The following is a 20,993-nucleotide window of genomic DNA, read 5'->3' as shown; positions in this document are numbered from 1 at the left end:
GCTATCCAGCTTCAGCGGCAAGCGCCCCGTGTATTAGCGCTGCCTCTTGTATTATTATATTAAAGCATAGAAACAAGCCTTTGGGAAAGTTTCTGGCCATCATGCCTTAATAAATAATTATCAAAATAGAGAAGATCTTCCCCAAGTACTTTAAGACCCATGTTTCTCAGCCTGTCTTCATCCACTGCAACCTCATAGGCATTTTGCTGGGCATAGCGCTGGGCATAAGAGAAAGGTATCGGCTGTACGTTAACAAGAATCGAATTCAGTATCCTGTCCCCTGCGTGCTCATAAATCGCCATTGCATGGTCTGCTGCAGTAAATCCTGTTGTCTCGCCTGGCTGAGTCATTACATTGCATATATATACTTTACGCGCTTCACTTCTTTGTATTACCTCTGAAATTTGCGGTACAAGTAAATTTGGGATGACACTAGTATAAAGGCTGCCGGGGCCAAGTACAATTAAATCTGCTTGTTCGAGTGCTGTTAACGTTTCCTGAAGAGGCTCTGGTACAGCAGGCTCGAGGAATACCCGTTTTATTCTTTTCCCGGCTCTCGGGATACTTGACTCTCCTTCAACCAATGTTCCGTCCTCCATCTCAGCATGGAGGATGATTTCCTGATTTGCAGCGGGAAGCACTTTTCCTTTCACGTTGAGTACCCGGCTAAGTTCCTGAACTCCCCTTGCAAAATCTCCGGTAATTGAAGTCATTCCAGCTAAAAGAAGATTACCGAGGGAATGCCCCGAAAGGCCATTCCCATTCTTAAACCGATGCTGAAACAACTCTTCCACAAGTGGTTCCACCTCTGAAAGGGCCACGAGAACATTTCTTAAATCTCCCGGCGGTGGTATTTTCAATTCTTTTCTCAATATTCCTGAGCTTCCCCCGTCATCCGCTACCGTTACTACAGCAGTAATATCGACCGGAAAGGTTTTTAACCCCCGGAGCAAAACGGACAGTCCGGTGCCTCCCCCTAAAACAACAATTTTAGCTTTTTTCACCTTTCCAGCTTTCCTTTCTCCACGTCCCGGTGTGACACTACTGTATAGTACCCTTCTTTAGCCAGGGCTGCTTTGAAATATTCAGCGAGTGTTACTGAACGATGTTTGCCTCCGGTACATCCAATTGCTACGATAAGCTGCCTTTTACCTTCACGTTTATAATTAGGCAGCATATATTTCAGCAAATCATCAAGTTTTTCAATGAATTGCTGTGTCTCCGACCACTTAAGAACATATTCGGAAACTTCTGATTCCATTCCCGTCTTCGGCCTCAGGTGGTCTACATAGTGAGGATTTGGAAGGAACCTCACATCAAAAACAAGGTCAGCATCTATCGGAATTCCGTGTTTATATCCAAAAGAAAGAAAAGTCACACTGAAAGTCCGGTCAGAACAGGTGGAAAACCTTTCAATAATTTTCTCCCTTAGTTTCACTGGCTTTAAATCACTTGTATCTACAATAAGCTGCGCCTGGCCCTTCAGCTCATCCAGCAGTTCCCGCTCAGCCTTGATTCCTTCGAGTGGAGGTTTTCCTGCAGCGAGGGGATGCGAGCGCCTTGTCTCTTTATAACGTCTTACAAGTACTGAATCATTCGCATCGAGAAATAAAATCTGTGGTGTAACCTTCGACTCGATACCGATAGTGTCGATTGCTTCGAAGAGCTGATCAAAAAATTCACGCCCCCTTAAATCAATAACGAGGGCTACTTTCTGCATCTTCCCTCCGGAACCTTCTACAAGATCGATAAATTTAGGAATAAGTGCAGGGGGGAGATTATCGACACAAAAATAGCCCATATCTTCGAAACTCTGCACTGCCACTGTTTTTCCTGCTCCCGACATTCCTGTGATGATCACAAGTTCAAGGTCCTGATTTTCAGTAATATTTTTATTCACTTGGATCCCCACTTTCTCGTTTTATTTTTTCGTTCGTCTGTTAAAATATATTTATTACGTTCCTCCCTCTTAGCAGGAGGATGGTGCAATTTCCACATTTCATTTAGCTTCCTGTATGAAATTCTTCAGCAGCCTCACCTTCGGCTTCAATACGGTAAAACAGCAGTTTAAAGTCCTCTGTATATTTAAACGTCCCGTAAACAGTTTTATCATGTTTAAGAACATGCTCAAAAATTTGATAATCTCCTTCAGCCATTGGCAGATCCTGTATGTCTGATGTTTTTTTCCAGGCGAGGATCCCTTCAGGAGATTCCGTTAACATTTCGCCGGCAAAGCTTTCCGCAAAGAAGGTGAACAGCATCCATTCGTTTATGATCCTGCGATCCTGTTCAATAAGAATAGTAAAAACTCCCCTTAAAGATGGATCTTTAAGCTGGAGTCCTGTTTCTTCCCTGAACTCCCTCACAACACTATCACGTACTGACTCGCCCTGCTCCATCTTGCCTCCTGGCGCAACCCACCAGCCCCGGCTTGGTTTTTGTAATGTTAACACATCATTTCCACTTTTTAATATACAGTTTGTCACACGCTGCAAAATGCTCACCTCAGAATTTATCAAATATATTTTACTATGCTTTCCAGTGATTTGTTTCTGTATATTTCAGCTAATTTTATTCTATTGCAAAGCCAGTTTTTTATAGCACATTTATATATCTGCCACTCTGGCCATCGCACTATTATTATACTATATAAACCTGCCCCCCGACAGATATACATAAAGAAAACTCACCGACTGGCAAGCCTTATAATAGTGATCTTCGGCAAAATTCCTCACGCCCTGTGAGAATGTAGAAGTCACCACGTCCTGCGGAAGTCAGAGGCGTAGCTGCACTTATACTATGGCCCTGAAAAAATCCACTACACGGAATCCTCTTCTTCGCTAAAATTTTGTATTATAGTAAAAAAAAAAGGCACGGACGAATGTCCGTGCAAATAAAATATATAAAAAAGGGGGTCAATTACTAACTTCATATTAACTGTTTTATATTTCATCTGTGTTACAGAAGAGTTAAGTGACCATTACTTTTTGTAAATAGTTTCGTGTAAAGTCGAAAAAGCCTTAACATTTAAGGCTTTTTCCAGTTGCTTCTAAATAACACAGATAGTCTCCATCATATAGAACAGTTGCTCCGATGCGTTAACTTCCTCATACAAAAACTTTTGCATCGCTCCTATTACACAGTTTTTTCAGATTTCTCACACATTTACCCTTAACTTCATGTGAAACTGTGTAGATGAGAGCATTTGTAAGGATAGAAACAGCCGGACAGGGTAGAAAAAATCCCGCTTCGTCCCGCTGTTAAAAATACCATTGAAAGCTAACGGACTCTCTGGCAGCAGGCTGATTACGCTTTGTCAGCTGTATCCAGCTCCTCCATTAAACTTTCCACATAATGCTGGGCGTTCTGGGCGGCAATACTTCCGTCACCAGTTGCTGTTACAATCTGGCGCAGTGATTTTTCCCTGATATCGCCGGCAGCGAAAATCCCCGGGATTTTAGTTTCCATTTCTTCGTTTGTCTCTACATACCCATCGGCATTAGTGATTCCTAGATTGAGAAACGGCTCGTTTATCGGCAGCATTCCAATGTAAATGAATACTCCGTCAGTTTTGAATTCACTTTCCGAACCATCTTTTTTGTTAATAAGGGTTACACTGCTTACTTTTCCATTCTCGCCGTTAATTTCTTTCACTACGTGGCTCCAGATGACATCGATTTTGTCATTTGCAAAAGCCCTGTCCTGAAGGATTTTCTGAGCACGGAACTCATCTCTGCGGTGAATAATTGTCACCTTCTTTGCAAAGCGGGTAAGGTATACCGCTTCCTCAACAGCTGAGTCTCCGCCCCCTACGACTACAAGTTCTTTCTCTTTAAAGAAAGCTCCGTCACAAACAGCGCAATAAGAGACACCACGTCCGCTAAGTTCTTTTTCACCCGGAACCTCAAGATTTTTATATTTAGCACCTGTCGCCAGAATAATCGCTCTTGCTTTAAACTCGCCATTCCCGGTAACAATGCGCTTATATTCTTTTCCATCTATGATTTCTTTAACATCCCCGTATGCATATTCAGCTCCGAATTTTTTTGCGTGCTCAAACATTTTGTTTGAGAGATCCGGTCCAAGAATATGGTCATAACCAGGGTAGTTTTCCACATCTTCGGTATTTGCCATCTGTCCTCCCGGTATACCTCTTTCAATCATTACTGTTGAAAGATTGGCACGGGACGTATATACTGCGGCCGTCATTCCAGCCGGGCCGGCACCGATTATTGCTACGTCATGAATCTTTTCCTCACTCATGCTGATTCCACTCCCTTAGCTAATTGTTTTACTAATTATTTGTCTGAGTATGGCAAAGTGTGTAGGTTTCCCGCTGCCATTTCTCTTTTATTGTGAATTTCCTTTAGTTTTCCTGTACCACATTTCAGGAAAATTAAGCTTCCCGTCTCCACATGTATATCGTATGAAAAAACCTCTTATAAGTCCAAAATCCTGCTCACACGACTACAGCCGATGCAAGCAGGATTTGTCCTGTAATCTATTTTGTATTATTTGCACACGAAAGCTTTATCATTCAATGGATTCAAGGATTCGTTCCGGTTCTGAATAGATGAACCATTCATTTTCAGGATATGTTCCTTTTTCCGCCGCGGATGATAAAAGATCGAGGTATACAGCTGCGATGCTGTCGTCATGAAAATCAAGAGCACGGGCTTTTTCAAAGTGCCTCTGGGCTTTTTCCTTGTGCCCGTTCTTCCAGGCAGCTATTCCGAGCTGATGGAAGAAAGCTGGCGTCTTTCTGAAATCGCTTCCCCGGTATAACCGCTGGAACAGCTTATAAGATACCTCATATTCACCTACAAAAAACATCGTTTTAGCGAGATAATACGTGTGCCAGTCTTTCATCGGGCGTAAATATTTTAAATTATTAATCCAGATCTGGCTTTCCTGCTCGCCATTTTTCTTAATTAACACTGCCATAAGACACTGAGCAAGAAAATTTGGGTCCTCTTTTATAAGCAGGTCTTTAAGAATTGATCTTGCTTCTTCCGTTTTCCCTTGATTCATAAGGGATTCTGCTAAATAAGCATACACATCCCATTCTTTAGAGTGTTCAAGAATATAGCCTCTCGCTTCTTTTTCTGCCCACTCGTAATTACCTTTATTCAGGTAATCTGCGATTTTTTCAAGGGGGGTAGGAACTGGGTCAAGCTCGTCCAGCTCATCTTCCAGCTCTCCGCCTTCTTCTTCAATCATATATAGCAGCGATTGTGCATCTTCTGCAAATTCCCCGTCAGGTTCCATTTTCAGGTACTTTTTCAGACGCAGCTTCGCTAATTCAAAGTGCCCCAGGTGTGCCAGGTTGTTTGCCATAAAAAAGTAACATTCGCTCATCGTTTCGTCTACTTCATTAATGACTTTTTCCAGCCAGTCGTTAGCTTTCTCAAACTCTCCTTTTTCAGCTAGGACAATAGCAAGCTGGCATAAAAAAACTGGCTCTTCCGGATCGAGCCGGACAGCTCTTTGGATATAATGTACCGCCTGATCTACCTGGCGGTTCTGGTATGCCTGGATGCCCTTCTTATAGAAATACGCACCGTCCTGCATAAAAGGTATTATCTGGCCTTTCTTCTTTTCCTGATTCATTTCCCGCACCTGACAGCCCTCCTGTCCGTTAAATTACTGGTCATAACTTTCTAAATCCAACAGTAAAACTTTAAACATTTATCTACTAAAAGACAAGTATCCAATTGACCTATTCTTGTGCAATTTCTGTTGCTTCGGTGGTTTTGGTGTTCATAAACTTAGTCTCAAAAAGTGTCAATTCGGAAGATCTGTAATATTATTCCGCAAATTTCGGTGCAAAACAGACCATTATTATAATAACTGCAGTATAACACGTCAAACTTCTACAAACAACGCCATGGTTCTGAGTAATGGGAAAAAACGGTTTTTTGTTAAAACAGATCAGCCTGTTTACGATATCAAGGGGGTTGTTGCGAAAAAGAAGGTGCTTGTTGCGATATCACACCGTCTTGTTGCGAATCGAGTTCCTTATTGCGATATCGCACCGTCTTATTGCGAAAAAGAAGGTGCTTGTTGCGATATCACACCTCCTTGTTGCGAATTGAGGTGCTTGTTGCGATATCACCATGGCTTGTTGCGAAAAAGAAGGTGCTTGTTGCGATATCACACCGTCTTGTTGCGAATTGAGGTGCTTGTTGCGATAGCACGCCGTCTTGTTGCGAAAAAGAGGGTGCTTGTTGCGATAGCACGCCGTCTTGTTGCGAAAAAGAGGGTGCTTGTTGCGATAGCACGCCGTCTTGTTGCGAATCGAGTTCCTTATTGCGATATCGCACCGTCTTGTTGCGAATCGAGTTGCTTGTTGCGATATCACCATGGCTTATTGCGAAAAAGAGGGTGCTTGTTGCGATATCACACCGCCTTGTTGCGAATCGAATTTCTTGTTGCAATATCACCATGGCTTATTGCGAAAAGGAAGGTGCTTGTTGCGATATCACTCCGTCTTGTTGCGAATCGAGTTCCTTATTGCGATATCGCACCGTCTTGTTGCGAAAAAGAGGGTGCTTGTTGCGATATCACGCCGTCTTGTTGCGAATCGAGTTCCTTAATGCGATATCACACTTCCTTGTTGTGAAATTGGAGAAACCCGCACCTTCCAAGAAGAGGTACGGGTTTTCATCAACTTGGGACAGCCTGCAGCATCAGTCTCTAATTACCTTTTATATGTCTATCTTCGAGACGTTTCAAAACTTCATCTAACGGAAGGCCCTGCTCGCGCAACAGTACAAGCCAGTGGAAAAGAAGATCGGCACTTTCCCATGTCAACTCTTCCTTATCCCGGTTTTTCGCCGCGATAATCACTTCCGAAGCCTCTTCCCCAACCTTCTTAAGAATTTTATCTACGCCTTCTTCAAACAAATAAGTGGTGTAGGAACCTTCAGGAAGTTCTCCCTGCCTTTCAGCAATCAGGCTTTCCAGCTTATTCAAAATAGCGAAACGTTCACCTTCCAGGAAGGAGGAAGTATCCTTGCTGCTCGCTTTTTCCGTATCTCCCGGCGGGCTATCAGCTGTTACTGTTTTAAAACAACTGTATGTACCTTCGTGGCATGCTGGTCCTGAAGGTATGACAAGAACGATAAGAGCGTCCTGATCACAATCTGCCCGCAGTTCCACTACCTGCTGGGTATTTCCCGAAGTAGCACCTTTATGCCAGAGCTCCTGCCTGGAACGGCTGTAAAACCAAGTTTCCCCGGTCTCAACGGTTTTGCGCAGCGACTCCTGGTTCATATAAGCGAGAGTAAGAACCTCTTTACTCTGATAATCCTGAACAATAGCAGGAAGGAGACCTTTTTCGTCAAACTTCAGTTCATTTATATTAAGCTTCATCGTATTTCCAGCCCCTTTTCCTTTAAATACGCTTTTACTTCCGCGACAGATGTCTCTTTATAATGGAAAATAGAAGCTGCTAAAGCCGCATCTGCCTTTGCATCATCGAACACATCGTAAAAATGCTCTTTAGCACCGGCGCCTCCGGAGGCAATAACGGGCACAGATACGGCGAGACTGACAGCTTTAGTCAGGGAAATATTAAATCCGGTTTTTTCTCCGTCCTGATCCATACTAGTCAGCAGAATCTCTCCTGCACCGAGTTCAACTGCTTTTTTAGCCCAGGAAACTGCGTCCCACTCTGTTTCTTTTCGTCCTCCATGGGTGTATACCCGCCAGGAACCAAGTACTTCATCCCATTTTGCATCAATCGCCACAACGATACACTGGGAACCAAAGAAATCAGCTCCCTCACTAATCAGGTCCGGCCTTTTTAGTGCAGCAGTATTTAAGGAAACTTTGTCCGCTCCTGCCCGAAGAATCCGCTTCATGTCTTCCAGAGTATTAATCCCTCCGCCGACTGTAAAGGGGATAGCGAGCTTAGCCGCCACCTCTTCCACCACATCGACCATCGTTTCCCTTCCTTCATGAGAAGCAGAGATATCAAGAAAAACGAGTTCATCTGCCCCTTGTTCATCATAAAAGGCGGCAAGCTCCACCGGATCACCGGCATCCCGCAAATCGACAAACTGAACGCCTTTAACCACTCTGCCTTCCTTCACATCGAGACAAGGAATAATTCGTTTTGTCAGCATTATTCCCCTGCCTCCTTTAAGGCTGCCACGAGGTCAATTCTCCCGGTATACAGCGCTTTGCCGATAATGGCACCAGAAACACCATCACCCAAACGCTCTTTTAGTTTACGCAGGTCATCCATTTCCTTCATGCCGCCGGAGGCAATAACTTTTTTACCAGTAACTTTGCCAAGATTAGCTATCGCTTCTGTATTAGGTCCTGAGAGCATACCGTCCCGGGAAATGTCTGTCATGATAAAAGTTTCTGCCCCGTAACCGGCCAGTTCCAGTGCCAGTTCTTCCGCTTTCACTTCCGAAGTTTGCAGCCATCCGTGGGTTGCAACATATCCGTCCCTTGCATCAATACCGATAGCTACACGCTCGCCGCCATATTCTGCAAGCATTTCTTTGACAAACTGCGGATCAGAAATAGCTGAACTTCCGAGAATGACTCTGCTTACCCCGCCATCCAGATAACGGGAAACAGCATTACGGTCGCGGATACCCCCGCCAACCTGAATGGAAGCATCAAGCTCCCGGGCAGCCTTTAAGATCTCTTCATCATTTACAGGCTTTCCTTCCTTTGCCCCATCAAGATCCACCATATGTATCCAGCTTGCCCCCTTTTCAGCAAAATCCTCAGCCATCTGAAAAGGCGACTCCCCATAAACAGTTTCCTGATTATAATCACCTTGAATCAGCCTTACACACTTACCGCCTCTGATATCAATAGCAGGATATATTGTAAACATTTAAATAACCCCTTTCGCGTTGGCGAAATTCAACAGCATACGCATTCCAGCGACACTGCTTTTTTCCGGGTGGAACTGAGTGCCCCAGACAGATCCCCTGCCAACTACTGCAGGCACGAGCTCTTCATAGTCTGAAGAAGCTATGAGCACATCCGCTTCCTTTACTTTAACCACATAGGAATGTACAAAGTATACATGGCCGGACGGAACATCTTTTAAAATCGGATGGTCAGGCTGATGAAACTCCAGCCTGTTCCAGCCCATATGAGGAACTTTATAACGCCGCCCATCCGCTGTTTTACCGGAAAATCTCACTGCCTCTCCTGGCAGCAGGCCAAGCCCCTCTGTCGGTCCGTTTTCTTCACTGGCCTCAAAAAGGAGCTGCATCCCGAGACAGATTCCAAGGAGTGGACGTCCTTCAGCAGCCCATTTTTTCAAAAATTCATCAAGGCCTCTTTTCTTAAGCTCTGCCATCCCATCCCGGAATGAACCTACACCAGGGAGGAGCAGCCGGTCTGCTTTTGCCAGTTCATCAGGATCTTCGGAAAGAAACGGCGTATGGCCAATTCGTTCAAGACCCTTCGTTACGCTGTAGAGATTTCCCATTCCGTAATCTACTATTCCGATCATCCTAAGCTTCCTTTCGTCGATGGCACCCCTGTCACCCGAGGGTCCTTCTGTGTTGCGTCATCAAGAGCACGCCCAAGTGCTTTAAATATCGCTTCAATGATATGGTGGGTATTGTGGCCGTAGTGAACAATAACGTGAAGGTTCATCCTCGCCTCAAGTGCCAGCTTCCACAAAAACTCATGGACAAGCTCCGTATCAAAAGAACCGACTTTCTGGGCCGGAAGCTCGCCCCGGAATTCCAGATGAGGGCGGTCGCTAAGGTCCACAACCACCTGTGCGAGGGCTTCATCCATTGGAACGAATGCATTTCCGTATCTTTTAATCCCTTTTTTATCACCGAGGGCCTGTTTAAGCGCACTCCCAAGGACGATGCCTATGTCCTCAGTCGTATGGTGATCGTCTATTTCTGTGTCACCTTTAGCAGTAAGGTCAAGATTAAACAGCCCGTGCTTCGTAAAAAGATCGAGCATATGCGTCATGAAAGGAACGTCTGTCTCAAGACGCGCTTTTCCATCCCCATCTATATTAAAAGATAGCTCAATATTGGTTTCATTTGTTTTTCGCTGAATTGTTGCCTCGCGTTTACTCATCATGTTCCTCCGTTCGGTTGTAAAAATAAAGTGCTGCTTATCCGTGTTATTTTTTACTTTTTACCCTGAATCAATTTCATGATTCAAGATTTTCATTTCTAATACGACTGTTATCTTAAATTGTTACTCTGTTGTTCGATTCACGCTTCAGACGGACGCGTTCTGCGGGCACGGCTTCAACTAATTTTTGCCGGCTGAACGCCGTCAAAAATGGATTTTCAGCTCGCGCGTTCCCGCAAGAACGAGGATCTTCATCACGCAAATGCATCGAGTTGTCTCGACGGATATTCTCCGGAGCTAAGCTGTCAGAGGAAGAGACAGTCACCGCCGTCTTACGCTGCAATTCGAAAAATAGTGGTAGACTTCTTTTACACAAAACCCATATGTGAAATTCATTTACCCTCAAAGCGTTTTTCCACTGCCCTTGCATGAGCTTCTAATCCTTCAAGGCGGGCAAATGCCGCGATCTTTTCACCGTTTTTGCTCATTGCTGATTTACTGTAAGACAGGATACTGGATTTTTTCGTAAAATCCTCTACTGTGAGCGGACTTGAAAACCGGGCTGTTCCGTTTGTAGGCAGCACGTGGTTCGGACCGGCAAAGTAATCACCAACCGGCTCGGAACTGTATTCGCCAAGGAAAATAGCACCTGCATGGCGAATTCGGGGAAGAATCTCCCACGGCTCCTCTGTCATAACCTCCAGATGTTCCGGAGCCAGCTCATTTACTGCATCTACGGCCTGGTCCATCGTTTCAGCCACGTAAATCGCTCCGAAATCTCTAATAGAAGCTGAGGCTATTTCCTCTTTCGGCAAACTTTTCAGCTGCTGTTCCACCTCTTCTGATACTTTCTCAGCAAGGGTTTGATCAGTAGTAACGAGGATTGCAGAGGCCATTGGATCATGTTCCGCCTGCGACAAAAGGTCAGCTGCCACGTAGTCGGCATTCGCTGTTTTGTCAGCAAGCACGACGATTTCACTTGGACCTGCAATCATATCAATGTCTACCGAACCGAACACTTGCTGTTTTGCCAGCGCTACATAAATATTTCCAGGACCGACAATTTTATCAACCGGGAGGACAGACTCCGTCCCGTAGGCAAGAGCTGCGACACCCTGAGCACCGCCTGCTTTGTATATTTCTTTAATGCCTAGTTCACTGGCCGTTACAAGAACAGTGGCATTCAGGCTGCCGTCTTTTTGCGGGGGAGAAACCATCACAATTCGCTCTACGCCTGCAACCTGCGCAGGAACCACGTTCATTAATATTGTGGACGGGTATGCTGCACGGCCTCCAGGTACGTAAACTCCGGCTGCATCAAGGGGAGTCACTTTCTGGCCGAGGATCGTTCCATCCTCTTTTGTCGTGATCCAGGACTGCTGAACCTGCCGGGCGTGAAAATCCCTTATATTTTCTCTTGCCTCCCGAATAATAGCGAGCGTTTCTTCATCTATTTTATTATACGCTTCATCGATCTCCTCCTGGGTAACTTTGTTATCCTGAAGAGGGACACCGTCAAATTGCTCTGTGTATTTGAGAACAGCAGCATCACCTTCTTTTTTCACCGCTGCAATGATTTCCTTTACAGCCTTCAGCTGCTCCTCTGTACCTTCATCAAGGCTGCGCTTTAATGAAACATCTGAACTAAGGGGAACGATTTTCATGTTGTTTTTTCTCCTTCCACCACAGCTGCAATACGCTCTGCCATATCATCAATAGCCGCCGATTTCGTTCTGTAGCTTACCGGGTTTACGATAAACCGGGAAGTAATCGGCATCATCGTTTCCAGTTCAACGAGACCGTTTTCCTTCAGAGTCCTTCCGGTAGAAACTATATCCACGATACGGTCAGCAAGCCCGATAATCGGTGCCAGCTCAATAGATCCATTGAGCTTAATGATTTCCACCTGCTCTCCCTGTTCCCGGAAGTAATCAGAAGCAAGATTCGGATACTTTGTCGCTATTTTTGGAGCGATATCTGCTTTAGGATCGTATTCAGGCAAGCCAGCCACAGCCATATAACATTCGCTGATTTTCAGGTCCAGCACCTCATATACATCCCGTTTTTCTTCAAGTAAAACATCTTTTCCCGCAACACCAACATCTGCTACACCGTATTCCACGTATGTCGGCACATCCATTGGTTTTGCAAGGATAAAACGCATGCCTGCTTCAGGGACCTCGATAATAAGCTTTCTGGAATCTTCAAATTCCGGGGGAAGGGGATAATTTGCCTGCCGGAGCAAGGAGACCGCCTCTTCAAAAATCCGTCCTTTAGGCATGGCAACCGTTATTATTTCAGAGTTCGTTTCTATTACTGGGCCTTTGCTGTTCTCAGTCATTTACTGTCCCCTCCATTTCCGTTCGAGCCAACGAAGTAGATTACTTCTTTAAACTGGGCTGAGAATCTGTCAATGTCTGAAATTCCCCCATGGTCCTGCATAACGACAGAACGTCCGGATTCTCTAAGCGCCCTGGCCTTTTCCATCGCTTCTTTTCTGCGTTCATTGCTGAAAATAACACAAGCATCGTTACTTACGGAGTCTTTTATTTTTCCAAGGGCTTCAGTCAGTTTATCAAGTCTCAGCCCAAATCCCGTAGCAGGCTGAGGGCTGTGAAACTTGCTGAACAGCTCGTCATATCTCCCGCCGCTGCCGATAGGATAACCAAGCCCCTCACTATATGCTTCAAAAACTGCGCCTGTGTAATAACTCATATGCAATACAAGATTTAAGTCGATCATAATTTTGTCAGTAAGCCCGTATGCTTCAAGCACCTGTACAAGATCCTCCAGCTGCTGAAGCGCATCAAGGGCCTCCCTGCTTTCAGCAAGGGAACGTGCCTTTTCTAACACATCAGTTCCGCCCTTTAAGCTGAGCAGCTCTTTCAGCCTTCTCTTGTCAATGGATGAGAGAGGGTACTGCTCCGCTTTTTTGCGAAAACCTACATAATTTTTTTCATATAAGTAGCGGCGGAATGTATCTGCCCGTGTCTCATTACCAAGTATCTCCTGTAGATAGGCGTTAACAAAACCGATGTGGCCGATAGCAATCTGAAAATTTTCCAGTCCTGCTTTTTCCAGTGATGCAATCATTAATGAGATTACTTCGCCATCTGCACTGTTTGAGCTGTCGCCTATAAGTTCTACACCGATCTGTTCAAATTCAGCTGATTTTCCCCCTTCCCGCTGCTGCGAGCGGAAAACAGGCGCATCGTATGTAAGCCTGAGTGGACGCTCTGCGTTTTTCATGGTAGACGCGGCAATACGTGCTATCGGAGCTGTCATGTCAGGACGTAGCACAAGAGTGTTTCCATCCTGGTCGAGGAGCTTGAACAACTGCTGTTCCTGAATGGCAGAAGCCGCTCCAACAGTCTCATGATACTCCAGTGTCGGTGTTTCAATGGGCGCATAGCCCCAGCGGGAGACTTCTCCGGAAATAGCCTCTCTTACTTCTCTCTTTAACTGGTAAAGTTCAGGCAGAGTATCACGCATCCCCGCCGGCTTCTCAAACATAAATAATTTCCACATCCTGCCAACACCCCATCCTGTATGTTTCGGTGCCCCCATATTTCGGGGGCCAGACCCCGTACAATTTTGTGAACTTCTTCTAATATTGTTGCTTATTATATTAATTGTAACATTGTTTTTTTGTTACTTAAGTTCATCTACTTTAGTTCGCTAATGTGATAATGCAATAAAGATCATATTTGTAGTCTACAGGGGATTCTACTGACAGTCAACCAAAAAAACAGAAGATTCGTTTTATGTGAGTTGGGGTCAGGCGGGCTGCACGTTTCAGAAATGTGTTTGCACAACCTAGGGGGGACGTTCGCATAACTAAGAACGTCGTTCGCAAAACTAAGAACGTCTTTCGCACAACATCGGGCGGTGTTCGCACAACCAGGAGGGAGGTACGCACACCTCCAATGGCACCATTACTCCCCCCTGGTCCAACCTCCTTAAATAAAAAACACCCCTCAAGAGACTATCTTTTCTCCTGAGGGGCGTGATTTCCCACCTGCTCCGTATCTGCCTGAATACTTCCTTCAAGTTCTTCCTTTGTCCTTATTATCCGCATCGGGTTGCCGCCCACGAATGCTCCCGCAGGCACATCTTTATGTACCAGTGTTGCTGCAGACACGATTGCCCCATCGCCAATTTCAACGCCAGGAAGAATGGTGGAATTAGCTCCTATCAAAACATTGTTTCCTATATTCACATCTCCGAGGCGGTACTCTTTAATCAGATACTCATGAGCAAGAATCGTCGTATTGTAGCCAATTACTGAGTTTTCCCCGATCTTAATTTTTTCCGGAAACATCGTGTCCATCATAACCATTAACGCAACCGCCGTTTTATTTCCCACTTCCATTCCAAGAAACGTTTTATAAAGCCAGTTTTTTACCGGCAAAAAAGGAGTGTAACGGGCAGTCTGGATAACGACAAAATTCCTGACGACTTTCCAGAAGGGCACTGTTTTATATATCTGCCACAGCGAATTCGCTTCTTCCACCTCATATCGGGTCGTTCTTCTCATGAGCCTTTGCACCTCAATTCATTTCGCAGAGTATCTGCTTTTAAAAACGGAGATCGTTGATTGAACCTTGAATTTCGCCGATTGAACCCCATATTTCGTTCATTGAACCTCAGTTCGCTAATTGAATCCCATATTTCGTTCATTGAACCACGGTTTTCGCCGATTGAACAGTGAATTAAGTACATTAATCAACTAACCTTCAAAAATTAAACTTACTCTGCGCTCTTTTCCATCTCAAGACCAAGATAGTCAAGCAGTTCAGGCATCTTTCCAAGCATTACATCAGGCTCAAAGGTGGATAAGAATTCCTGGCCTTTAATACTCCAGCCTACACCTGCGGTTTTCGTGCCTGCATTTTTTCCTCCCAGAATGTCATGCTGACTGTCGCCAATCATCATGGTTTTTTCCGGGACCGAGCCAAGAGCCTCCATTGCCATCTGCAGCGGCTCAGGATGTGGTTTATAATTCGTTACTTCGTCAAGTGATACAATTACGTCAAAAAAGTGGTCGAGCTTTTTCAGCTGAAGGCCCCTGATGGCTGTATCCCTTCTCTTCGTTGTAACGATAGCCATTTTAAACCCTTCTTTGTGAAGAACCTCAAGGGTTTCCTTGACTCCCTCGTACTCTTCCACAAGGTCATCGTGCTTTGCATGGTTAAATGTGCGGTATGTATTTGTCATTTCTTCTACCCTGTCCGGATCCAGGTTATTAAACGTTTCCGATAGTGGGGGCCCTATAAAAGAAACAATATCTTCCCGTTTGTATTTACCTGGATAATACGTCTCCATCGTATGAAGGAACGAAGCGACGATCAGCTCAATTGTGTTTATGAGCGTGCCGTCCAGGTCAAACAAAATTGTATCTATATTATTTATTTCAGTTCTTCGTAAATCTTTGCTTTTACTCAAAATCATTCATCTCCCTTTTCTGCAATACGCAAGGTTGTGTCCATTTTCGTGGCAAAGTCAATAATTACTCATATATTTACATAAAATTGTGCGGGGTCTGGCCCCTGAACTGTCACGGCCCCTGAACTGTCACAAAATTGTGAGGGGCCAGACCCTCGATTTATAACTCCCGATTTTAACCTCCGGTGCCTGTATTCCAGCTGCTGTCTCTTGCTTCTTGTTTTTTCTCCAGCCGGTTCCAGATAACTGCGACTGCAATCGTGAGCACAATGGCTGTTACGAGCCTGATCAGCAGCAGAGGCCATAATGGTATACCCAGCGGCGCAAACAGTAATGTATCCTCAATCACCGCATGGCAGGCAACAAGAAATATCATCACAAGATAAAGATCCTTTTTGCTCACTCCATCTTCTTTCACTGCCTGAATCATGACACCTGCACCATAAGCCAGGCCGAATACAAGCCCTGCCGCAAGTGTTGTTGAAGTATTTTCTTTTATTCCGAGTACACGTGTGAAAGGCGACATCCACTTCGAAAAAACGTCCAGCCATTTTAAGTCCTTCATAATCTGGATGAAAATCATAATCGGAATAACGATCACTGCTAGCTGAACGATTCCGAAGAACGCGCTTTCCACTCCCTGAAGAACAATCGCTCCCCAGCCAGCCACCGCTTCATCCCCTGCCGCGGGGACAAATCCGTACTGGGCTCTTTCCCCACCGCCCTGCCAGAACAAATTAATGGCCCAGGCAGCAAACAATGCGAGTCCGATCCGGACGACTACCATAATCCAGATTTTTACTCCAACCTGCTTGGCAACCGCGGATTCAACGATGAGATTATGAGAAAAAGACAGCATGACTGCCAGAATAAAAACTTCTTTTACTGTAAGGTCCATCGTAAGCATTGCGCCAATAGCAGCGTATAAGTTTAATATATTCCCTAACACTAACGGAATTGCAGCTTCTCCACTTAAGCCGATAAAACCCATTAATGGTGACAGAAGTGTTGTCAGCCAATCCATCAGAGGGGTATAGCCGATTATCGTCACTATGAGTGTGATTGGGAAAATTATTTTACCGAGCGTCCAGGTGGTCTGAAGACCAACCTTCAATCCTTGTTTTAAAGTGTTCACCAATACAACTCCCACCTCTGCCTTCAATTTAACCCATACTAGTCATTATTTGCGAAAAAAAAGGCCGCGTCAAGGACTTCAACCGAGACACAGCCTTATTAAGAAACACCTTTCCGCAGGCATAAGGCTGGATGCCTTAGCTGATACGGTTTAAGCTTCCCATATTATTATTTTCTCTTCTTTTTTCCAGACGTAGTGTTTTTACCTTTTCCAGTCCCTTTCTTCCCGCTCACGCCTGATTTAACGTCAGGCTCGTCATCGTCTAAATAACGTTTATCAGCCAGCCCTGTTCTTCTGCGGTAAATGATCAGAATAATACCGCCGATGATTGTCAGAACCGAAACGACCTGCGCTGTTTTCAGGAAACCAAAGATTAGCAGATAATCAGTACGTATTCCTTCAATGATAAATCTTCCAACAGAATACCAGATGGCATATGTGATAAACATTTCCCCTCTGCGCAGATTTACACGGCGAAGAAGGAGCAGGACGATAATTCCAAGAACATTCCAGAGTGATTCATACAAGAACGTAGGGTGATGGTATGCCCCGTTAATGTACATCTGGTTGATAATAAACTCAGGGAGCATCAGGCTCTCAAGAAAACTTCGTGAAACTTCCCCGCCATACACTTCCTGGTTCATGAAGTTACCCCAGCGGCCTACCGCCTGGCCCACCAGTATCCCAGGGGCTGCGATATCGACAACTTTCCAGAAAGATAACCCTCTTTTTCTCGTAAAAATTAGAGCTGTTATGATTGCAGCAATGAGTCCGCCATGGATAGCGAGACCGCCTTCCCATATAGCGAAAATACGCATAGGATCATCTGCAAAATGTTCCCATCGGAAAATAACATAATAAAGACGAGCTCCGATAATGGCAGCAGGAATAGCATATAACAATAAATCGGCAAATGTGTCTTTCGGAAGCCCTCGTTTTTTCGCTTCATGGTTTACTAATAGATATCCTAAAAAAGCCCCTAAACCAATCAGCAGACCATACCAGTATACGGTAAGAGGGCCAATTTCAAATGCCACCGGATTAAGTGGCTGTATTGTTGCTGTCATTCAACCTACACCTCATTTTTTCAGCGGCTGGATAATTATAAATCACTCCCGCTTTTTTACTCTCTTAGTACCGAATTAACAAACAAACTACTGTTTCAATTTATCATATATTACTGGTCGGGGACAGGAAAAGCGAACATACACCGGTCCAGGAAAATACCACAGAACCGGCGCATGCTTTAAAACTCTTCTTTGTCTCCATCTTCAATTACTCCCGCAAGCTGGTCTGTAAACTGCTGGGCAGCATTGATCCCCATTCGTTTCAGCCGGAAGTTCATAGCCGCTACTTCGATGATAACTGCCAGGTTTCTTCCTGGACGCACAGGAATAGTCACCTTCGGAAGGTCGGTATTAAAAATCTTTACTGTATCTTCATCAAGCCCCAGTCTGTCATATTGTTTTTTCTGATCCCAGAGTTCAAGATGAATCCCCAGGCCGATTCGTTTAAAATTACGGACCGAACCTGCCCCAAACAAGGTCATTACGTTGATAATCCCCAGCCCTCGGATTTCCAGGAGATGTTTAATCAGATCAGGGGAACGGCCAACAAGCACCCCTTCATGTTCCTCTTTTATCTCAACCGAGTCATCAGCGACAAGCCTGTGGCCACGGCGAACAAGGTCCAGAGCTGTTTCACTTTTACCTACTCCGCTGGAGCCAGTAATCAGCACACCGACTCCATAAATATCTACAAGTACACCGTGTACTGCCGTCATCGGGGCAAGCTGGCTTTCCAGGTAGTTTGTGATTTGGGAGCTGAGGCGTGTTGTTGTTACTGACGAACTAAAGACAGGGACTCCTACTCTATTAGCAGCTGCAATCAGCTCTGGCGGAGCCTCCATGCTGCGGGACAGGATAATCCCAGGTGTATCGTATGTACAAAGCCTTTCCATCCGGTCCACCTTTTCCTCTTTGGAAAGCTCAGAAAAAAACGTCATTTCTGTTTTACCAAGGAGCTGAATCCGCTTAGCAGGATAGTATGTAAAATATCCAGCCATTTCCATCCCCGGGCGGCTGATATCACTCGTCACGACCGGGCGGAAAGCAACATCCTGCCCTTTATTAAGCAATTCAAGGTTGAATTCTTCCATAAGCTGTCTTGCAGTAATTTTCGCCATATTTTTTCCTCCTTAAGATTTTATCCTCTGTACGGCTGATAAAAAAACCGGTTAATTGTCCTTCATAGTTTACATTGTATTTTCCCCAGGCATATAAAATATATGGCATCAAAGAAGCCCGGCCTGTCTCAATAAAAGCTTTTCTTATTTTATCACACTCTTTCTAACAGACAGAACAAATACAATCAGTTATTTACGGGCATCAAAAAACAGGCCTGGTTCATGACCAGGCCTGTTGTATATAATTACTCTTACCGTTTTGTAATCGGGTCCACAATAAAGGAGTGGATAAGCGCACTAAGGAGAGCAAAAATGATTGCTGCCAGAAGAGCTATGCCGAAGCCGTCAATCACAAAACTTCCGCCCATTACCCATGCCGTAATCATTAATGTGACCGCATTAATGACAAACATGAACAGGCCTAAAGTAATAATTGTTACTGGCAGTGTCAGCACTACAAGAATCGGTTTCACAATGAGGTTAACGACAGCTAAAATGAAACTTGCCAGAATAGCTGCTCCAAACCCTGCTACTTCAAACCCAGCGAAAAAATTAGCGATTATTAGTAACACTACTGCGTTTACAATAATCTGGATGAGCCAGCCCATTTATCTTCCCGCTTCCGTTTCATTAGGGATGACGAACACACCGATTAAGTACGCAAGTACGGCTGTTCCGAAAGATACAATAAGAAGGACCAGTGCCAGAATCCTTATTACGGTAGGGTCAATATTAAAATACTTTCCCAGACCACCGCAAACTCCCGCTATCTTCCGGTCATCTGTTGTTCTGTATAGACGTTTCATGAGACCACTCTCCTTTACCTCATCTTGACTGCATATTTTTCGCTGATTGTTCCGCAACCTGTTTTTAATTTCGTACTGTGATTGATCCTGTCGTTGCTTCTGCCTCTATATAGAATGATCTTTCCCCATTTTTATTTGCCAGAAACGCCATACTTTTGCTGGCAAATTCTTTCTTCTCTTCTATTACAGTGAGCTGAGGCAGATCGCAGTGAATGCCGCCTACGGTTGATTTCAGCTCCCCTTCTGTTTTTACATCTTCAGGGACATGGATCATAACGCTTCCTGTTGTAGTTTTTATATAGGCTTTACTGGACTCAGGCTCAAGAAGCGTATAGTTGACGGTTCCATTTAACGTTTCCGCTTCAAGTTCCCTGCTGTTTCCGGTAATGGCAATCGTTCCGTTTACCGTCTTTGTATCACAATGCTCAGCGGTAAGCTTTCCAACAGAAATCGTTCCGTTAACCGTTTCCAGGCGGACCTCTTCTGCATTAATTTCTTCAAAACCAATACGCCCGTTTACTGTCTGCGCCTCGAATTTTTTGCCAGGGATTTTGTCACCGCTGATTTTTCCGTTAAAAGTATATAATTTGATTTTTTCCAGATCCTTTTTTGGAACATAAAGTACGGTGTTCACTTTCATCGTCTTTCTTCCGGACATAAAGCGCAGTCTGTTGTTTGTTACATCGAAGACTACTTCATCAAGGAAAAGGCGTCTTGCTTCATCAGTATCTCTTACTTTATATACTTTGACAGCACATTCCACCCGAATATCCTCTTCATCCCAAGGCTTTAAGGTAATATTTCCGTTTTCAACCGATACATCCAGGTATTCAATTATTGCATCCCGGTGCTGAAAAGTATGCTGGATTTCCACAGAAGAACCAAAATTGAAGTCCAGATCAAACTCTTTAATTTTCTGCACAGCATCTTCAATAAATTCTGTGAATCTTGCTGCAAAAGAAGGAGATTTCTCCCTGTACTTTTGTCTGTAGGATGAACCCTGTTCCCAGTCAACTTCTCTGGAGACAGACCCTTCTCCATGATCAGCATTCTTCGTATAATCGTGCTTCGGTCCCTCCTGCTTATCTTCTTTTAATGCGTTCAGCAGCTGTAAACCTTCCTCTGCCGAGATTTTTCCTTCCTCAATCATCTTAAGTATCATTTTCCGTTCTTCCTGCATTATCCTTCCTCCTTATAATAATAATAATCAAGTTATGGCTAAGATGCGTTCTGCATTGTTTTCAGTTTTATAATGACTCTACTAAGATTTAACGATTCAACTGATAAAAAGTTTCAACTTTATATTCCGGAGCTTTCTTCCACCTTTTATTTTAACAAAAAT

23 protein-coding genes are annotated in these 20,993 nt (G+C 44.5%); all 23 read right to left on the bottom strand.

What is annotated here, in order from left to right:
• Nucleotides 1-59: 59 nt before the first annotated feature.
• Nucleotides 60-1,004 (bottom strand): gluconeogenesis factor YvcK family protein, encoded by a 945-nt coding sequence (locus BK582_RS08950; RefSeq protein WP_078594422.1) that lies wholly within the window; start codon nt 1,002-1,004, stop codon nt 60-62.
• A complete protein-coding gene (gene rapZ / locus BK582_RS08945) occupies nt 1,001-1,900 on the bottom strand; it encodes an RNase adapter RapZ (protein ID WP_420841223.1) in 900 nt (299 codons plus the stop codon). Before rapZ ends, BK582_RS08950 begins: the two co-directional genes overlap by 4 nt.
• Nucleotides 1,901-2,003: 103 nt before the next feature.
• Nucleotides 2,004-2,495, bottom strand: coding sequence for an NUDIX hydrolase (locus BK582_RS08940; protein WP_078594420.1), 492 nt, complete (start codon nt 2,493-2,495; stop codon nt 2,004-2,006).
• 811 nt (nt 2,496-3,306) lie between these two features.
• Nucleotides 3,307-4,263 (bottom strand): thioredoxin-disulfide reductase, encoded by a 957-nt coding sequence (gene trxB, locus BK582_RS08935; RefSeq protein ID WP_078594418.1) that lies wholly within the window; start codon nt 4,261-4,263, stop codon nt 3,307-3,309.
• A gap of 270 nt (nt 4,264-4,533) precedes the next feature.
• Nucleotides 4,534-5,610, bottom strand: coding sequence for a tetratricopeptide repeat protein (locus tag BK582_RS08930; protein WP_236939316.1), 1,077 nt, complete (start codon nt 5,608-5,610; stop codon nt 4,534-4,536).
• A gap of 461 nt (nt 5,611-6,071) precedes the next feature.
• Complete coding sequence (locus BK582_RS26900; RefSeq protein ID WP_218190718.1) at nt 6,072-6,437, bottom strand: hypothetical protein; 366 nt, start codon at nt 6,435-6,437, stop codon at nt 6,072-6,074.
• Nucleotides 6,438-6,696: 259 nt separating this feature from the next.
• Nucleotides 6,697-7,374, bottom strand: a complete 678-nt coding sequence (hisIE, locus tag BK582_RS08925; protein ID WP_078594414.1) for a bifunctional phosphoribosyl-AMP cyclohydrolase/phosphoribosyl-ATP diphosphatase HisIE — start codon at nt 7,372-7,374, stop codon at nt 6,697-6,699.
• Nucleotides 7,371-8,129 (bottom strand): imidazole glycerol phosphate synthase subunit HisF, encoded by a 759-nt coding sequence (gene hisF / locus BK582_RS08920; RefSeq protein WP_078594412.1) that lies wholly within the window; start codon nt 8,127-8,129, stop codon nt 7,371-7,373. Before hisF ends, hisIE begins: the two co-directional genes overlap by 4 nt.
• Nucleotides 8,129-8,860, bottom strand: coding sequence for a 1-(5-phosphoribosyl)-5-[(5-phosphoribosylamino)methylideneamino]imidazole-4-carboxamide isomerase (gene hisA, locus BK582_RS08915; RefSeq protein WP_078594410.1), 732 nt, complete (start codon nt 8,858-8,860; stop codon nt 8,129-8,131). Before hisA ends, hisF begins: the two co-directional genes overlap by 1 nt.
• A complete protein-coding gene (gene hisH / locus BK582_RS08910; protein ID WP_078594408.1) occupies nt 8,861-9,490 on the bottom strand; it encodes an imidazole glycerol phosphate synthase subunit HisH in 630 nt (209 codons plus the stop codon).
• Nucleotides 9,487-10,080 (bottom strand): imidazoleglycerol-phosphate dehydratase HisB, encoded by a 594-nt coding sequence (hisB, locus tag BK582_RS08905; RefSeq protein WP_078594406.1) that lies wholly within the window; start codon nt 10,078-10,080, stop codon nt 9,487-9,489. The genes hisH and hisB overlap by 4 nt, the downstream gene beginning before the upstream one ends.
• 115 nt (nt 10,081-10,195) lie before the next feature.
• On the bottom strand, nt 10,196-10,423 hold the full coding sequence (locus tag BK582_RS26895) for a hypothetical protein (RefSeq protein WP_169910921.1): 228 nt from the start codon (nt 10,421-10,423) through the stop codon (nt 10,196-10,198).
• Nucleotides 10,424-10,472: 49 nt separating this feature from the next.
• Nucleotides 10,473-11,744 (bottom strand): histidinol dehydrogenase, encoded by a 1,272-nt coding sequence (gene hisD / locus BK582_RS08900; RefSeq protein ID WP_078594404.1) that lies wholly within the window; start codon nt 11,742-11,744, stop codon nt 10,473-10,475.
• Nucleotides 11,741-12,421, bottom strand: coding sequence for an ATP phosphoribosyltransferase (gene hisG / locus BK582_RS08895; protein WP_078594402.1), 681 nt, complete (start codon nt 12,419-12,421; stop codon nt 11,741-11,743). The genes hisD and hisG overlap by 4 nt, the downstream gene beginning before the upstream one ends.
• Nucleotides 12,418-13,608, bottom strand: coding sequence for an ATP phosphoribosyltransferase regulatory subunit (locus BK582_RS08890; protein ID WP_078594400.1), 1,191 nt, complete (start codon nt 13,606-13,608; stop codon nt 12,418-12,420). The genes hisG and BK582_RS08890 overlap by 4 nt, the downstream gene beginning before the upstream one ends.
• Before the next feature lie 457 nt (nt 13,609-14,065).
• Nucleotides 14,066-14,617: an acyltransferase gene (locus BK582_RS08885; RefSeq protein ID WP_078594397.1), complete on the bottom strand. Its 552-nt coding sequence runs from the start codon at nt 14,615-14,617 to the stop codon at nt 14,066-14,068.
• 212 nt (nt 14,618-14,829) lie between these two features.
• On the bottom strand, nt 14,830-15,525 hold the full coding sequence (gene ppaX, locus BK582_RS08880) for a pyrophosphatase PpaX (RefSeq protein WP_236939120.1): 696 nt from the start codon (nt 15,523-15,525) through the stop codon (nt 14,830-14,832).
• A 175-nt stretch (nt 15,526-15,700) separates the two neighbouring features.
• Nucleotides 15,701-16,660 carry a nucleoside recognition domain-containing protein gene (locus BK582_RS08875; RefSeq protein WP_078597915.1) on the bottom strand — a complete coding sequence of 320 codons (960 nt, stop codon included), beginning with the start codon at nt 16,658-16,660 and terminating at the stop codon, nt 15,701-15,703.
• A 167-nt stretch (nt 16,661-16,827) separates the two neighbouring features.
• Entirely contained in the window at nt 16,828-17,727 is a 900-nt protein-coding gene (gene lgt / locus BK582_RS08870; RefSeq protein ID WP_078594393.1) for a prolipoprotein diacylglyceryl transferase, read from the bottom strand.
• A gap of 179 nt (nt 17,728-17,906) precedes the next feature.
• Nucleotides 17,907-18,845 (bottom strand): HPr(Ser) kinase/phosphatase, encoded by a 939-nt coding sequence (hprK, locus tag BK582_RS08865; protein ID WP_078594391.1) that lies wholly within the window; start codon nt 18,843-18,845, stop codon nt 17,907-17,909.
• 251 nt (nt 18,846-19,096) lie between these two features.
• Nucleotides 19,097-19,453: a phage holin family protein gene (locus BK582_RS08860; RefSeq protein ID WP_078594389.1), complete on the bottom strand. Its 357-nt coding sequence runs from the start codon at nt 19,451-19,453 to the stop codon at nt 19,097-19,099.
• Entirely contained in the window at nt 19,454-19,651 is a 198-nt protein-coding gene (locus BK582_RS08855) for a PspC domain-containing protein (protein WP_078594387.1), read from the bottom strand.
• A gap of 64 nt (nt 19,652-19,715) precedes the next feature.
• Complete coding sequence (locus BK582_RS08850) at nt 19,716-20,831, bottom strand: DUF4097 family beta strand repeat-containing protein (protein WP_078594385.1); 1,116 nt, start codon at nt 20,829-20,831, stop codon at nt 19,716-19,718.
• Nucleotides 20,832-20,993 lie beyond the last annotated feature (162 nt).

This window comes from Evansella clarkii (assembly GCF_002019695.1).
In the GTDB taxonomy this organism is placed as follows: domain Bacteria; phylum Bacillota; class Bacilli; order Bacillales; family Salisediminibacteriaceae; genus Evansella; species Evansella clarkii.
Note: the sequence above shows the minus strand (reverse complement) of the source record. Positions and strands in the feature narration are given on the sequence as shown.

Bases quoted from the DNA above. Each gene is read 5' to 3' on its own strand.
- trxB (WP_078594418.1), bottom strand. From the start codon at position 4,263: ATGAGTGAGGAAAAGATTCATGACGTAGCAATAATCGGTGCCGGCCCG.
- BK582_RS08930 (WP_236939316.1), bottom strand. From the start codon at position 5,610: ATGAATCAGGAAAAGAAGAAAGGCCAGATAATACCTTTTATGCAGGAC.
- hisIE (WP_078594414.1), bottom strand. From the start codon at position 7,374: ATGAAGCTTAATATAAATGAACTGAAGTTTGACGAAAAAGGTCTCCTT.
- hisF (WP_078594412.1), bottom strand. From the start codon at position 8,129: ATGCTGACAAAACGAATTATTCCTTGTCTCGATGTGAAGGAAGGCAGA.
- hisA (WP_078594410.1), bottom strand. From the start codon at position 8,860: ATGTTTACAATATATCCTGCTATTGATATCAGAGGCGGTAAGTGTGTA.
- hisH (WP_078594408.1), bottom strand. From the start codon at position 9,490: ATGATCGGAATAGTAGATTACGGAATGGGAAATCTCTACAGCGTAACG.
- hisB (WP_078594406.1), bottom strand. From the start codon at position 10,080: ATGAGTAAACGCGAGGCAACAATTCAGCGAAAAACAAATGAAACCAAT.
- hisD (WP_078594404.1), bottom strand. From the start codon at position 11,744: ATGAAAATCGTTCCCCTTAGTTCAGATGTTTCATTAAAGCGCAGCCTT.
- hisG (WP_078594402.1), bottom strand. From the start codon at position 12,421: ATGACTGAGAACAGCAAAGGCCCAGTAATAGAAACGAACTCTGAAATA.
- BK582_RS08890 (WP_078594400.1), bottom strand. From the start codon at position 13,608: ATGTGGAAATTATTTATGTTTGAGAAGCCGGCGGGGATGCGTGATACT.
- BK582_RS08885 (WP_078594397.1), bottom strand. From the start codon at position 14,617: ATGAGAAGAACGACCCGATATGAGGTGGAAGAAGCGAATTCGCTGTGG.
- lgt (WP_078594393.1), bottom strand. From the start codon at position 17,727: ATGACAGCAACAATACAGCCACTTAATCCGGTGGCATTTGAAATTGGC.
- hprK (WP_078594391.1), bottom strand. From the start codon at position 18,845: ATGGCGAAAATTACTGCAAGACAGCTTATGGAAGAATTCAACCTTGAA.
- BK582_RS08860 (WP_078594389.1), bottom strand. From the start codon at position 19,453: ATGGGCTGGCTCATCCAGATTATTGTAAACGCAGTAGTGTTACTAATA.
- BK582_RS08855 (WP_078594387.1), bottom strand. From the start codon at position 19,651: ATGAAACGTCTATACAGAACAACAGATGACCGGAAGATAGCGGGAGTT.
- BK582_RS08850 (WP_078594385.1), bottom strand. From the start codon at position 20,831: ATGCAGGAAGAACGGAAAATGATACTTAAGATGATTGAGGAAGGAAAA.